The 14694-nt window shown below is 60.5% G+C and carries 13 protein-coding genes and 1 riboswitch; of the genes, 9 read left to right on the top strand and 4 right to left on the bottom strand.

What is annotated here, in order from left to right; genetic code table 11:
* Window positions 1-306 precede the first annotated feature (306 nt).
* Entirely contained in the window at window positions 307-708 is a 402-nt protein-coding gene (locus ACR0K1_RS07230) for a hypothetical protein (RefSeq protein ID WP_480849478.1), read from the top strand.
* Between the two features lie 51 nt (window positions 709-759).
* Here the strand turns inward: ACR0K1_RS07230 and ACR0K1_RS07225 are convergent, their stop codons facing one another.
* On the bottom strand, window positions 760-1449 hold the full coding sequence (locus ACR0K1_RS07225; protein ID WP_480849476.1) for a glutathione S-transferase N-terminal domain-containing protein: 690 nt from the start codon (window positions 1447-1449) through the stop codon (window positions 760-762).
* A 131-nt stretch (window positions 1450-1580) separates the two neighbouring features.
* Window positions 1581-1658: riboswitch (SAM riboswitch) on the top strand.
* Between the two features lie 63 nt (window positions 1659-1721).
* On the opposite strand from ACR0K1_RS07225, the gene metZ reads away from it, so the two are divergent.
* Window positions 1722-2912 carry an O-succinylhomoserine sulfhydrylase gene (gene metZ, locus ACR0K1_RS07220; RefSeq protein ID WP_480849474.1) on the top strand — a complete coding sequence of 397 codons (1191 nt, stop codon included), beginning with the start codon at window positions 1722-1724 and terminating at the stop codon, window positions 2910-2912.
* A gap of 44 nt (window positions 2913-2956) precedes the next feature.
* On the opposite strand, the gene ACR0K1_RS07215 is transcribed toward metZ, so the two are convergent.
* On the bottom strand, window positions 2957-3739 hold the full coding sequence (locus ACR0K1_RS07215) for a HalD/BesD family halogenase (RefSeq protein WP_480849471.1): 783 nt from the start codon (window positions 3737-3739) through the stop codon (window positions 2957-2959).
* Window positions 3740-4006: 267 nt separating this feature from the next.
* On the opposite strand from ACR0K1_RS07215, the gene folE2 reads away from it, so the two are divergent.
* From folE2 to ACR0K1_RS07195, 4 genes are all read left to right on the top strand, one after another.
* A complete protein-coding gene (folE2, locus tag ACR0K1_RS07210; RefSeq protein ID WP_480849469.1) occupies window positions 4007-5110 on the top strand; it encodes a GTP cyclohydrolase FolE2 in 1104 nt (367 codons plus the stop codon).
* A gap of 284 nt (window positions 5111-5394) precedes the next feature.
* Window positions 5395-6213, top strand: a complete 819-nt coding sequence (locus ACR0K1_RS07205; protein ID WP_480849467.1) for a hypothetical protein — start codon at window positions 5395-5397, stop codon at window positions 6211-6213.
* Window positions 6214-6265: 52 nt separating this feature from the next.
* On the top strand, window positions 6266-7714 hold the full coding sequence (locus tag ACR0K1_RS07200; protein ID WP_480849464.1) for a TrkH family potassium uptake protein: 1449 nt from the start codon (window positions 6266-6268) through the stop codon (window positions 7712-7714).
* On the top strand, window positions 7714-9285 hold the full coding sequence (locus tag ACR0K1_RS07195) for a 5-guanidino-2-oxopentanoate decarboxylase (protein ID WP_480849462.1): 1572 nt from the start codon (window positions 7714-7716) through the stop codon (window positions 9283-9285). Before ACR0K1_RS07200 ends, ACR0K1_RS07195 begins: the two co-directional genes overlap by 1 nt.
* Window positions 9286-9337: 52 nt before the next feature.
* Here the strand turns inward: ACR0K1_RS07195 and ACR0K1_RS07190 are convergent, their stop codons facing one another.
* On the bottom strand, window positions 9338-11077 hold the full coding sequence (locus ACR0K1_RS07190) for a serine protease (RefSeq protein ID WP_480849460.1): 1740 nt from the start codon (window positions 11075-11077) through the stop codon (window positions 9338-9340).
* Window positions 11078-11282: 205 nt separating this feature from the next.
* On the opposite strand from ACR0K1_RS07190, the gene ACR0K1_RS07185 reads away from it, so the two are divergent.
* Entirely contained in the window at window positions 11283-12212 is a 930-nt protein-coding gene (locus ACR0K1_RS07185; protein WP_480610124.1) for a glycine--tRNA ligase subunit alpha, read from the top strand.
* 7 nt (window positions 12213-12219) lie between these two features.
* Here ACR0K1_RS07185 and ACR0K1_RS07180 read toward each other — a convergent pair whose 3' ends face one another.
* Window positions 12220-12852, bottom strand: a complete 633-nt coding sequence (locus ACR0K1_RS07180) for a MarC family protein (protein WP_480849458.1) — start codon at window positions 12850-12852, stop codon at window positions 12220-12222.
* Window positions 12853-12943: 91 nt separating this feature from the next.
* Between ACR0K1_RS07180 and ACR0K1_RS07175 the strand changes: the two genes are divergently transcribed.
* Window positions 12944-13468, top strand: coding sequence for a DUF6446 family protein (locus ACR0K1_RS07175; protein WP_480849456.1), 525 nt, complete (start codon window positions 12944-12946; stop codon window positions 13466-13468).
* A gap of 9 nt (window positions 13469-13477) precedes the next feature.
* Complete coding sequence (gene gltS, locus ACR0K1_RS07170) at window positions 13478-14689, top strand: sodium/glutamate symporter (protein WP_480849454.1); 1212 nt, start codon at window positions 13478-13480, stop codon at window positions 14687-14689.
* Window positions 14690-14694: the final 5 nt, after the last annotated feature.

Raw genomic sequence — 14694 nt, 5'->3', positions numbered from 1 at the left:
GCAACCCGATATGACCGCTCCCCCAAAGTCTTCCTCTCAGCAATCGCCCTCGCCGCAACTGTCATCTATTGGTTATGAGTCCTGAGCCTAGGTGAGGGCCGACTGGCACTTATATTACTAAATGGCGCTTGGGCAGACGGTAGGATAAGTAATGAAGCAGCAGTTCAAGTTATGGATCATGCGCTAAAATTGAACTCGCTGCAGGGTTCTGTTGGTGACATATTGTTATCCAATGCCTCAAGGCTGTGCGATGACGATGGCGCTTGGAATTTTCCTGAATCAATACGACTTGATCTTCTCGAAACTATGAGCCGTGACACCAAAAGTGCGATCGTGCGAGCGCGATTAACTTGTATGCTGGCCCGCCCCGTCAGCGAGTGGAAAAGTTTTTGCCGCAATCAATTTCTCTACGGATTGTATCAATCAATCAGAAACGAAGAAGATCATTTTATATCCATTGGGGCAGCGCTTTGCGCTATTGCGCTTGCAAATAAATTACACGAATATCAGAAAATAGAAAATCCTTTGCAACCAAGTGCATCTAAATTCTTGCCTCCGGATGGTGAGCCGGTTGACTATTCGAGTATTCGGGATTTTGCTCTAGAGCACATTCACAAATCGGGAGGGCACTACGAAAAAACGTTTGCAAGCTTTGACCGCATGAAAGAGCGAATCGAGAGATGGGAGTTCGAAAAAAGTCAGGAATGATATCCTTGGCCATTTTGTCCGTGAGTAGGGCAAACCGGTTTTGGTAGTTTTTTATCTATTAAACAAAACCCCCTGCGCCTGCTTGTCCCGGTGATCCCCGCGTAACTCTGCATGCAGAGCGCGCCCGGTCTGCACGCCGGGGCGGGCGCTTACTGTTTCAAGCCAGCGGGTAAAGTGGGGTTTGTCCTCCAGCACCTGCTGTTGTCCTTCCCACAGGCTCGCCCAGCCCCAGATCGACATGTCTGCGATGGAATAGAAATCGCCCGCGACGTATTCGTTTTCGGCCAGCCGCCGATCCAGCACGCCATAAAGACGCCCGACCTCAGCGCGGTAGCGGTCTTTGGGGTAGGGCAGGTCTTGCGGTGGGTCCAGTTTCGGGGCGTATTTCAGGAAATGATGCGCTTGACCCGCCATTGGGCCGACGCCGCCCATCTGCCACATCAGCCATTCCTCGACCGCGATCCGGTCTCGTTCGGTTTCGCCATAGAACCGTCCGGTCTTGCGGGCCAGATACATCAGGATCGCGCCGCTTTCGAAGACCGAGATCGGCGCGTCGTCCGGGCCGTCGGGATCGACAATGGCGGGCATCCGGTTGTTGGGGGCGATTTTCAGGAACTCGGGGTCGAACTGCTCGCCCTTTCCGATGTTGATCAGGTGAGTAGCGTAGGGCAGTTCCATCTCTTCCAAAGCGATGGACACTTTCCAGCCATTCGGCGTGGGCCAGAAATACAGGTCGATCATGGCGTCTCCTCAGGTTCAGGCGATCATGAGGGTTTAGACAAATTCGGCAAGGGGGGCGTGCCCGAGTGTTACGAAAGCGTGACCGATGCGCCGCCCGGACTTGACCAATGGCGGGGTGCGGCGTAAACGCTTTCCCACCACGTGGCGATTTGTTACCGGATTGCGGGCCACGCTAAACAACACCGCTAAAAGGTCAGGATGAAAGACCCCTTTCGCTTGGCCGCGTCTGGGGTTTTTTGTTTGCCTCCCGAGCAGGGGCGGAAAGGAATGACATGAGCGAGACCTGGAACAAACGCACCCAAGCCGTGCATGGCGGTATTCGCCGCAGCCAGTATAACGAGGTGTCCGAGGCGATTTTCCTGACGCAGGGCTTCGTCTACGACAATGCCGAACAGGCCGAGGCCCGGTTTCTGGAAAGCGGCCCGGACGAGTTCATTTATGCCCGTTACGGCAACCCCACCGTGTCGATGTTCGAACAGCGCATCGCGATGCTGGAAGGGGGCGAGGATGCCTTTGCCGCCGCGTCGGGCATGGCCGCGGTCAACGGCGCGCTGACCTCGATGCTCAAGGCGGGGGATCATGTGGTCTCGGCCAAGGCTCTGTTCGGGTCCTGCCTGTATATTCTTGAAAACATCCTGTCCCGCTATGGGGTTGAGGTGACGTTCGTCGATGGCACCGATCTGGAGCAGTGGAAGGCCGCCCTCCGCCCGGATACAAAGGCCGTGTTCTTCGAATCCATGTCGAACCCGACGCTTGAGGTGATCGATATTACCGCGGTTGCGGAACTGGCCCATGCGGTCGGCGCCCTGGTCGTGGTTGATAACGTGTTTTCGACCCCGGTCTTCTCGCGCGCGATCGAGCAGGGGGCGGATGTCGTGGTCTATTCGGCAACCAAGCATATCGACGGTCAGGGCCGTGCCCTTGGCGGTGTGATCATCGGCACCAAAGAGTTCATTCGCGGAACGGTCGAACCCTACATGAAGCACACCGGCGGCGCGCTCAGCCCGTTCAATGCGTGGATCATGCTCAAGGGTCTGGAAACGATTGCCCTGCGGGTCAACGCGCAGGCCGAGACCGCTCAGACCCTGGCCGAGGCGCTGGAAGGGCATCCCGCGCTGGACCGCACCCTGTATCCGGGTCTGAAAACGCACGCGCAGAACGACCTTGTTCAGTCGCAGTTGGGCGGCAAGGGCGGCACGGTTCTGTCGCTGGACATCAAAGGCGGTAAAGAGGCGGCGTTTGCGTTTCTGAATGCGATGACGATTCCGGTGATCTCGAACAACCTCGGGGACGCGAAATCCATCGCGACGCATCCGGCCACGACGACTCACCAACGCCTGAGTGACGCGCAGAAGGATGAGCTGGGTATAACGCCCGGCCTGATCCGCCTGTCGGTTGGTTTAGAAGACGCCGAAGACCTTCTGGCAGATATCCGTCAGGCGCTGGACGTGTCCCAGACATAAGAAGAAGCGCCCCGGGACGGAGAAGCCGCCTTGGGGCGTGGGGCCTAAGCCCGGCCGTAAAATCCGATTCGTTCAGAGTCAGAAAAAACGACGCCGGGGTTTTCATAATATGAGAATACGGCAATCACGCGCGGCTTGCCGCCGACCACAGGCGTGACCCGATGTGCGGTGTTCTTGCCCTTGAAAACATTCAATGTTCCGGGGCTGAGCGTGATAGTCTTGCTTTCCCCATCCGTGCCGTTCAGCAACCGGGCGACGCCGTCGTAGTTCGGGTCCTCATCGCTGCGCAGATCGGTCCGGTATTCGAAGCCGCCACCCTGATCGGGGGCCTGTAGCAACAGCGTTGTCGTGAACTCGGACCGGTCGAAATGCCAGTTCAGGGCCTGCCCGTCCTGATAGGCCATGACATTCACACGGGCCAGCGGGTCATCCATGACGTGAAGCTCGGGCTTGCCCATGGTCGCGGCCAGAAACTGCGCGAATTCGGGCCATTCGTACAGGCGCAACAGGGCAGAGCCTTCGATCTGATCTGCGCAGAGCGTCCGGTTCGAGGTGTGAAACTCCTGCAGGGCGGGGTGGTCGTCGGGCAGGTTATCAAGCTTCTTGAAGTAGATATTGTGGCGGCGTTCGTGCAGGAACGCCTCGGTTGCAAAACGGGGGGTCATCTCGGAAACGGCGGCGGCTGCCACGTCCTTCCGCATGAGTCCGTCCAGATTATACATCCCGTCCGCGGCAAGCTCCGCCCGGCATCGCTCGACCAGTGCCTGCCATTCCGGGCTGCCGGGGCGGTCGATGGGAAATCGGTCGAGGTCGAGAATGGTCTGCATGCCAGCGCCCCTTTCGCATAGTCGTCGTTTCACGGCTTGGCTCATGCTATCCGGCATCAGCTTCATGGCTGTTCTGATTGCGACACCAGCCGCAGAACGCGTTGTGTCTGATCCGGCTTTCCGCCAAGGCACGGCGTATTCCGTTGTAAGATGACGGTTTTGCCCTATTATTTTCAATCCAGAGTGTTAGTGCATGCGTATTGGGTAAGACTGGAAAATCAACTGCAGTCGTATATATTCCGGCGACCAATCGAGGAACCCCATCCGATGAACGTTCACCCGCGCGACATTGACGATACCCCGGACCGTGACGAAGCTGCCGCTGCCCTGCACGTTCTGCGGCGTTGGGCAAAATCCGCCCCGACATCCGAGATCAGCCAGCTTGACCCGGCCCTGGCGCGGCTTGTGCCGGGTTTGGCCCCGGTGGACTATCCGGCCATGTCACGCGACTACCCCGAAGGGTTCCAGGTCGATGCCGCCTACCGCGCAACGTTGCCCGACCTTCAGAACGGCCCGTCCAGCCTGATCCGGGGTGCGAAGCAGCAGATCCAGCATGTCGGGATCTCGAATTTCCGCCTGCCGATCCGGTTCCACCGCAAGGAAGGCGAGGATCTGACGCTTGAAACCTCGGTCACCGGAACGGTCAGCCTTGAGGCGGAAAAGAAGGGCATCAATATGTCCCGCATCATGCGCTCTTTCTACAAACACGCCGAGCGCACGTTCAGTTTTGAAGTGATGGAAGCAGCGCTGAGCGACTACAAGACCGATCTGGACAGCTTTGATGCCCGTATCCAGATGCGCTTTTCCTATCCGGTCAAGGTCAAAAGCCTGCGGTCGGGGCTGGAAGGGTATCAGTATTACGATATCGCGCTGGAACTGATCGAACAGAACGGCACGCGTCAGAAGATCATGCATCTGGATTACGTATATTCCTCGACCTGCCCATGCTCGCTGGAACTGAGCGAACACGCGCGGTCGCAGCGCGGGCAGTTGGCAACGCCGCATTCGCAGCGCTCGGTGGCACGGATTTCGATCGTCGTGGATTGCGATGCCGACTGCCTGTGGTTCGAGGACCTGATCGACCTCTGCCGCCGTGCGGTGCCGACCGAAACGCAGGTCATGGTCAAGCGCGAGGATGAACAGGCCTTTGCGGAACTGAACGCCGCCAACCCGATCTTTGTCGAGGACGCCGCGCGCCTGTTCTGTGCCGAACTGCTGGCTGACCACCACGTCGGAGATTTCCGCGTGATCGCGAGCCATCAGGAAAGCCTGCACAGCCACGACGCCGTTTCGATTCTGACCGAAGGCCCGACCTTTGCCGCCCCCAGCCTGGACCCGCGCCTGTTTTCAAGCTTGTTCCACGTCGGCTGACAATCGGGCTAACCGGTCAGAAATGCATCACGTTTCCGCAGCGTAAGCGCCTTTTTGCCGCAATGCAGCGATATCGCTGCACTGTGGCATTCTTTTGGGTTAGGGTGACCCGGAATGCAGCCGCTGCACGCCTGCGTCAAAAGACGGCGTGCCGCCTTTGAGGAAACCCGAGACGTGCCACGCCTTGGACTGCAACACCAAATCCGCCGCTCAAGCGATTTGAGCGGGCAGGGCACCACTCACTCAATTTCCGTGCTGCGTTGTTATTACAGGAGAGAATGTAGATGAACCCGATTACCCAACCGCTGGAGCTTCAGGCTGCTGTGTGCCGCGTGGCTGGCTATGCGATTGTGAACCAGATGAAGATCATGCAGATCATGGCCCGTTCGGCGTTCGAACTGCCGATGGCTCCGGTTCAGGCGCTGCATGCTGCGGCTGCAAGCCCGGCCCCCGCTGTGGCGAAACCGGCCGCACCCAAGCCAAAGGCCAAGGCCCCGGCTGCCAAGCGCGCGAAACCAGTAGCCAAAGCTGCCCCTGCTGCCAGAAAACCTGCCGCCAAACCGGCTGCGGCCAAGGCGGAATCCAAGCCTGTTGCCGAGTTCACGGCAAAGCCGCGTACCGCCGCCAAAGCCCCCGCAGCCAAGCCTGTTGCCAAAGCGCCCGCTGCGAAGCCTGCCACCAAAGCTGCGCCAAAGCCCGTCGCCGCTAAACCGGCGGCTGCCGCTAAGGCACAGGCCGCACCGGCTGTAGCACCGTCAAAACCGGCGGTGAAGGCTGACAAGCCTGCCGCGCCAAAGCCTGCTGCACCTAAAGCCGCACCAAAGCCTGCGGCGGCCAAAGCGCCCGCTGCCAAACCGGCTGCGGCCAAGGCTCCGGCCCCGAAGCCTGCCGTTGCAGCTGCGAAACCTGTCGTGACAGCGAAGACCGCAACCGCACCTAAGCCCGCAGCACAGGCAAAACCGGCCCCGGTCGCGGCGGCGAAACCGGTCGAGGCAAAGGCTGCGAATACCACCGAAGCCACGCCCAAACCGCAGTCGCGCCGGACCCGTGCGCCGTCCAAACCGCCTGCGATGCCGGCCTCCAAGGCCAAGGCCGACGAATAATCGCAGATCATCTGCTTGACACGATCCCCATGGCGCGCCAACGCTGCGCGTCATGATGGATCTTCGCCCGGTCGGATATGTGATTGGCTTGCTGGTCGCCATTCTTGGGGCGACCATGCTGCTGCCCATGCTCGCCGACATGCTCGAAGGGCGGGACGAGTGGCACGTTTTTCTGGAAAGCGCCATCATCACGGTACTGACCGGAACGGTGCTGGCGTTAAGTTGTTCCAACGGCGTGGGCGAAGGTCTGACCATCCGGCAGACCTTTTTGCTGACAACCGGCGTTTGGGTCGCCTTGCCGGTGTTCGGGGCGATTCCGTTTTTGTTAGGTGAATCCGAGCTACGCTTTGTCGATGCGTATTTCGAGGCGATGTCGGGTCTCACCACCACCGGCTCGACGGTGATTTCCGGCCTCGATAACCTGCCGCAGGGCCTGTTGCTGTGGCGTGGCATTCTGCAATGGCTGGGCGGGATTGGGATCATCGTCGTGGCGATGGTGTTCCTGCCCGAGCTGCGCGTGGGCGGGATGCAGATCTTCCGCTCGGAAGGGTTCGAGACGATGGGGAAAATCCTGCCCCGCGCGCAGGAAATCGCGGGCCAGATATCCCTGATTTATGTTTTCCTGACAGTGGTTTGCGCCCTGGTCTATGCCGGGTTTGGCATGGGCTTCTTCGATGCCATCGTCCATTCGATGACGACAATTGCGACGGGCGGCTTTTCCAACTACGATAACTCGTTCGGCACGTTTTCAGGCCCTGCGGAGTATGCCGCGTCGGTCTTCATGATCCTCGCGGCGCTGCCGTTCGTGCGCTATGTCCAGCTTGCCAATGGCAACACCAGTTCCCTGTGGCAGGACAGCCAGATCAGAGCCTTCCTTGCAACCATTCTGGTGCTCGTCGTCGTGATGTCGGTCTTTCTGACATCGGTCTTTCCGCATCATTGGGAGCAAGCCTTCCGGCAATCGCTGTTCAACATCACATCCATCATCTCGGGCACCGGCTATGCCAGCGTCGATTACATGACCTGGGGCAGCTTTCCGGTCATGATCTTCTTTCTGATCGGCCTGATTGGGGGCTGCGCGGGCTCGACCGCCTGTTCGATCAAGGTATTCCGGTATCAGCTGCTGTTCGCTTCGATCAAAACCCAACTTAGCCGGATCAGATCGCCCCATGGCGTCTTCATGCCGCTCTATGACGGGCGGCCCGTCGGGCGCGATGTTCTGACCTCGGTCATGAGTTTCTTCATGTTCTTCGTCCTGTCGATGGGCATCCTGTCCTGGGCGCTGGCGCTGACGGGGTTGGATTTCATCACCTCTGTTTCGGGCGCGGCGACGGCGCTGGCCAATGTCGGGCCGGGGCTTGGCAGCCAGATCGGCCCGGCGGGCAACTTCGCCGGGCTGAGCGACACCGCCAAATGGCTGCTGTCGATTGGCATGCTGGTCGGGCGTCTGGAACTGCTGGCGGTCTACGCAATCTTCACCGTTCAATTCTGGAGAGGCTGATGCAAAAGCCCCTTGGCGCGCAGATCTCGCACATGCTGAAGGATCGCAGGGTCGACGTGATCTTTGGTATCCCCGGCGTGCATAACCAAGAGATGTATCGCGGCATCGAAGAGGCCGGGATCACGCATGTTCTGGCTCGGCACGAGCAGGGGGCCGGATTCATGGCCGACGGTTACGCGCGTGCGACGGGGAAGCCGGGGGTGGCCTATGTGATCACCGGGCCGGGCCTGTGCAACATCATGACGCCGATGGGGCAGGCCTATTCCGACTCGGTCCCGATGCTGGTTCTGTCCTCTTGTCTGGACGAGGCGCAGGCCCAGCGGGGTCAGTTGCACCAGATGAAGGATCAGCGCGCAGCGGCGGACACCGTGGCCGACTGGTCCTGTCAGGCCAACAGCGCGCAGGCCGCTTACGGGTTGATCGAGCGCGCGTTCGAGGAATTCGAACTGTCCCGCCCGCGACCCAAGCACATTCAGGTGCCGATCGCCCTGCTAGAGGCCACTGCCGAACCGGCGCCCCCGCCCAAGCCTTCGGCCATGCGGGCGGCTATGCCTCCGGATGTGTCGATTGTTGTGTCTTTGCTGGCGCGGGCACGCAGGCCGCTGTTCATTCTGGGCGGCGGGTGCCGGTCCGACCAGTGGCGGGACTTGCTGACTCAGCTGGGCGCGGCCTGTTTCACCACCTATGCGGGGCGCGGGTTGGTCGGTGCGGACTATCCTTTGGACTTTGGGTCAATGCTGCCGCGACCCGGCAGCGTCGAGGTGATTGCCTCGGCTGATCTGGTGGTCGCTGTCGGGGCCGAGCTTGGCGAAGTTGATCTGTGGCGGCGAGAACTGGGTCATGCCGCCAATCTGGTCCGCGTCGATCTGGACCCCGAGGTGTTGTCGGATCACCACCGCGCCACGGTCAAATTGCAGGCTGACGCCGAGGGTTTCAACCGTGCCCTGTCGGAGGCCGTCGAAAGCACCCAACCCGCCACAGGCTGGTCGCCCGAAGAGATTGCCGAGGCCCGCGCCCGCTGGCGCGCTGAGGTCGAGGCCGAACGCCCGGGAATCATCCAAGTCGCCGATGCCTTGCGCGCCGCATTGCCCGCCAAAACGATGATCTATTCCGACATGACCCAGTTTGCCTATGTCGCGAAAGAGGTCTGGGACATGGCCCACCCCCATCACTGGCACCACCCGACGGGATTTGGCACGCTGGGCTACGCCTTACCCGCCGGGATCGGCGGGGCGGTTGCGCGGCGGGGGCAGCCAACGGCGGTGATCGCCGGGGATTACGGGTTTCAATACACGATGCAGGAGCTGGGAACGGCGGTCGAACTGGGTCTCTCCTTGCCGATTATCCTGTGGGACAACGGCAAGCTGAAAGAGATCGAGGACAGCATGGTGCGCAGCCAGATCGCGCCCAACGCGGTGGTGGCCCGCAATCCCGATTTCTGCAAACTGGCCGAGGCGTTTGGGGCATTGTCTGCGACCCCCACCACTTTGGACGAGATGCAGTTGGTCGTGCGCTCAGCCTTTGCCGCGCCGGTGCCGACACTGATCCGCGTGACGCCGGATATCGCATAAGAAAAGCGCCGCAGGGGACTGCGGCGCTTTTTTAGTTTGTGGAGGTGATTTCTCAGTCCCAGCAGTGAACCAGCACGGTCATACCGGTGGCTCTGCGGCTCAACTCGTTGGGTGAGATTTGCGCTGTTTCCTGGCCTGACTGGCCTGACACGCCCGCTTTGCCCAGAACATCCGTCAAGCGTTCCACGGTAGCGGCAAGGCTGACCGAGGCAGGCAGGGTGCGGCCTTCGGACGGGGCGGGCAGCAGCATGCCGATCACGTGGCCGCTGCCGTCGAATACCGGGCCACCGGCATCGCCAGGCTGCGCGTTCAGCGCCAGGCGTTTGACCCCGGTTTCACCGTTCAGGCCTCGGATGTCCGCGACCTGCCCAAAGGTCAGGGTCGGGGCCCCCAGCGCGCCCTGATATGAGAAGCCGGACACTGCGACCTCGGACTGGATACGCGGCTGGTCCGCGCTGAATTCAGCGATGTTGATCGGGGCGAGCGACCGGCTTGGGCGCAGAACCGAAATCCCAAGGTCTGCGTCGGTCCATACCACCTGAACCTCCTGATCGCCCTCCAGCGTGATCCGGCTGCAGCTATCGGCGGCCTCGGCCACGGTCAGGACGGTGCCTTGGGCATCCGCAAAGAACCCGGACCGGGACAGGCGCGGTTTGCGTATCTGCAGGCCCGAGACCAAATCGATCCGCTGCTCGGCATCCGCTCCGGCGGCAGCGTCCAGAACAGCGTCGGTGGTCGAAAAGCTGGCCTTCATCGCTGCCAGAACCCGCGCACGCCGCGCCTCGTCCCCATCGGGCCAGATAAGCGTGAAGCCTTTGATCTTGCCGTCCTTCAGCGCGGCTTGCGTGTAAGACACGACCCCGTTGCCGCGTCCTTCCAACGTGAACCGATCCCCGCGCAGCTCGCGCGGGCCGTCCAGCGGTACGATTTCCAGCGATTGCATCACTTCGTACAGCGCGCGCAGGGTGGATTTGTTGCCGTCCTGACTGATCAGCAAAGCCTTGGCTTCAAGGTCAGAGGAGGCTTTGAAATGGGCAAACGGTGCCTCGTACCGGTCAAAGGCAACGGCCCCCAATGGCAGGTCCAGCGAAATCCCGGCCTTGTCATCCGTGTGCCGCGCCATACTCACGCTGATCAGCGGGGCGTTGTACTCGTCCATCAGCGCCTTGCGCTGTGATGTTGTCAGAACGCCGGTGGCTTCAAATCCGTTGAACCGCTGCCAGTCGCCCATGGAACGGCGCGTGCCCTGACCAAATGCGCCGTCGATGGTCGAATTATAAAACCCGGCAGCCTGCAGCGCTGTCTGCAAGTCCCTGCGCTCTTGCGCGGTCAGTAGACGTTCGCTTTGCAGGGCCTGTGGGCGTGTCTCGTCCGCGTTTTGCGGCGCGACGGCGGTTTGCGCAGGCTCCGGTTGCGTCTCTGGCTCGACCGGCGGGGCAATGACGCCCCGGTTCAGAAGGTTCGCGCCAACTGGCCAGAACTGTTGCCCCAGCGTGTTGGAAAAGGCGATGAAGCTGTCGGCGGGTATCTCGCCCTCGGCCCGGTAGACACGCAGCACCTGTTCGGCATCGCTGCGCAGGTAGGGGCCGATCACGATGGCGTACCAGCCGCTGTTCAGGCGGAACCCGTTCACATCCGGCAGCGCGTTGGCATAGGCCTGTGCGCGATCCTGCGCCTGGCTCAGGGTCGGGCGCGCCTCGACCTGAACCCAGACGCCCTGATCCTGCTGAGCGTTTGCAGCCTGAAGGCCGAAGGTGAAAAACAATAGAATAACCGTTAATACGCGTGTCATTTTCTGCCCGTTTTATGCGCCAGTGTGCTTTGGCGCAGATTACGCGAATTCTGACCCCGATTGCCATGCCATGAATGCGGGGAATTCTGGGTGTGGCCGCGCAGATACAGCATCGGGCCATTGGCCCGTTGACGCCCCCTGGCCCCTTGCATAGGAAGGGCAAAACCGACCGGAACCGGGTGCTGTCGCGCCCAAAGGGAATGTCATGACCGAACACTCCAGCGCACCTCGTTCTTTTCAGGAGATTATCCTGCGGCTTCAGACCTATTGGGCGTCCAAAGGCTGCGCGATCCTGCAGCCTTACGATATGGAGGTCGGCGCCGGGACGTTCCACCCGGCGACCACCTTGCGCGCGTTGGGGGGCAAGGCCTGGGCGGCGGCCTACGTCCAGCCCTCGCGCCGCCCGACCGACGGGCGCTATGGCGAGAACCCGAACCGGTTGCAGCACTATTACCAGTATCAGGTGCTGATCAAACCCAGCCCGCCGGATTTGCAAGAGCTTTATCTGGGCAGCCTCGAGGCCATCGGCATCGACATGGACCTGCACGACATCCGCTTTGTCGAGGATGACTGGGAAAGCCCGACGCTGGGGGCATGGGGTCTGGGGTGGGAGGTCTGGTGCGACGGCATGGAAGTCAGCCAGTTCACCTATTTCCAGCAAGTCGGCGGCCATGATTGCGCGCCTGTGTCGGGTGAGTTGACCTATGGTCTGGAACGTCTGGCGATGTATGTGCTGGGTATCGACCACGTGATGGACATGCCCTTCAACGATCCGCAATCGCCCAGCCCGCTGACCTATGGCGACATCTTCAAGCAGACCGAAGAGGAATACGCCCGCTGGAACTTCGACGTGGCCAATACCGAAGTTCTGCTGCGTCATTTCGAAGAGGCCGAGGCCGAATGTGCTGCCATTCTGGCGCAGGAGCATGACGACCCGAAAACCGGCAAACGCATCATCATGGCGCATCCCGCTTATGATCAATGCATCAAGGCCAGCCACGTCTTCAACCTGCTGGACGCGCGCGGCGTGATCTCGGTGACGGAACGCCAGGCCTATATTGGGCGGGTGCGGGCGCTGGCCAAGCAATGCGCGGATGCGTTTGTTCAGACCGAGGCGGCCGGGCATTCGGCCTGATGGGCAGTTACGCCAAACCCGGCAGCAACGCTTTCACGCCGCTGGCGATCATGCTTATGGCGATGGCCGACAGGATCATGCCCATGAAGCGGCTCATGATGACACGAGCGGTGCCCGACAGACGCTCGGCCAGCCAGGCGGCGTTCCAGAAGGTGATCAGCAACAGCGCAACCACGCCAAGAAAGACGCCCGCAAAAACAAGGGCATCGACGGGTTTGGTGATGTGATGCGCATACAGGATCAGCGTTGTGATCGTGCCGGGGCCGACAAGGATCGGAAACGCCAGTGGGTAGAACGCCACGGTGTCCGGTTCGGGATAAGATTGCTTTTCCCCTTCGGTCCCGTGGTGCGAGCTGCTTTCGTTCCCGTTCAGCATGTTCAGCCCGATCATCATCACGACCAAACCACCCGCCACGCGCAGGTGATCCACGGTGATACCAAACAGCCCCAGCGTCTGACTGCCCACCGCAGCAAAAGCCGTGCCAAGGATCAGACAATAGACCGCCGTTTTCACCGCAATTTTCTTTTGCTCCGCCGCTGGCAGGCCGTCTGTGACGCTCAGGAAAACCGGCAGGTTGGTCACGGGGTTCATGATCGCAAAAAGTGCGCCGAAAAACCCGACAGCAAGGGTCGATTCCATCCGGTGTTCCTTGATCCACACTGTTCTGTTGCAAAACCTGTCCTATTTTTGAGCAACTTAAAAGAGCCCGCGTAAAAGGATAAGCCAAAGTATGACCGGAAAGTTTCTAGCGATCATCCTGATCCTGTCCGCCGTTCTGGCGGGCGCGGGCATGTATTACCTGCAGGTCTACGGCTATTACTACACGGTCGAACCGCGCCCCGGGCAGGACGTTGTTTTGCTGGCCCAAGGGGCCGAGACCTCGGAGCCCATCAGCTATACCGCTTTTCAGGCGATTGATGCCGACAGCTCTCCGATCCGGTATCGCGCCTGTTTCGAAACCGACCTGACGCGCGAGGAGTTGCGGGCAACCTATAGCCCGGCCGAGGACGCAACCCCCCTGACCGCGCCGGGGTGGTTCGACTGTTACGACGCCGAAGCGCTGGCCGACGCTTTGAAATCGGGACAGGCAGAGGCGTTTATCGGCGTGAAAAACGTTCATTACGGCGTGGACCGGATCGTGGCCGTGACTCAGGATGGTCAGGGCTTCATCTGGCATGTGCTGAACAATTGCGGTGAAAAGGCCTATGACGGCACCGTGGTCGGCGAAGAATGTCCGCCGCGCCCAGAAAGCTGAGGATCACCCATGGCCAATGCGATACAGATTGATGACTTTCTGACCGTGACCCTTGGGTTTGCCGTCTATCTGGCGGGGGCCGAAATCAATGCTCGGGTTCCCGCATTGCGGCAGTTCAACATCCCCGAACCCGTGACCGGGGGCCTGTTGGCCTCGTTGGTGGTACTGCTGCTGTATCTGCTGTTCGATCTTGAGCTTTCATTCGGCTTGGCCGCGCGCGACTTTCTGCTGGTTGTGTTTTTTGCGGGCATCGGTCTGAATGCGCGGTTTTCAGATTTGATTTCCGGCGGCAAGCCGTTGTTCCTGCTTTTGATTTTGACTTTGATCACAATCGTCGCCCAAAACGTAATCGGCGCCTTTGGGGCGTCGCTATTCGGATACCCTGCGCAGTCGGGCGTTCTGTTTGGCTCGGCAGCTTTGATCGGAGGGCACGGGACGGCAATCGCCTGGGCACCCGAGGTGGCCGAGGTGACCGGCCTTGCAGGCGCGACAGAATTGGGCGTCGCGGTTGCCACGCTCGGGCTGGTATTGGCCGCGCTGGTGGGTGGCCCGGTGGCCCGGTATCTGGTCGAAGGGCGCGGATTGTCGCCCGCACGCCCCGAGGAAGAACACACTGTCGGGGTGCCGGATCAGGGTGATGAAAGCGCGACCAGGATCGATCATCTGACAATCATGCGGGTGCTGCTGTATCTGAACATCGCGATGCTGTTGGGTTACATGCTGTGGCAGGTGATCGACGAAGCGGGTCTCAAACTTCCTTTGTTTGTGCCTTGCCTGATCATGGGGATCATAATTGCCAACCTCCGCGACGTTCTGGCCCCAAGCGCACGGCCTGTGGCGCGGACCCCGACGCTGGCGCTGATCTCGGAGTTCTCGCTGGGTGCGTTTCTGGCGATGTCGCTGATGAGCCTGCAGCTTTGGACCATTGCCGAGCTGGGTCTGGCGATTGTCGTCATCATGTCCGCTCAGACGCTGTTTGCCGTCGCTTTCGTGATCTGGGTTCTGTTTCCGGTCATGGGCAGCAATTACCGCGCCGCCGTTCTCGCCGCCGGGTTCGGAGGTTTCGCTTTGGGCGCAACCCCCACCGCGATTGCCAATATGACCGCCGTGACCAAGCGATATGGCCCATCACCTATTGCCTTTATCGTGCTCCCCCTTGTATCCGCATTCTTTGTGGATATCGCCAATGCCATCGTCATCCAGACGATCGTCAATTTCTAAGGACC

It is taken from the genome of Ruegeria sp. F5 (genome assembly GCF_056533845.1).
Note: the sequence above shows the minus strand (reverse complement) of the source record. Positions and strands in the feature narration are given on the sequence as shown.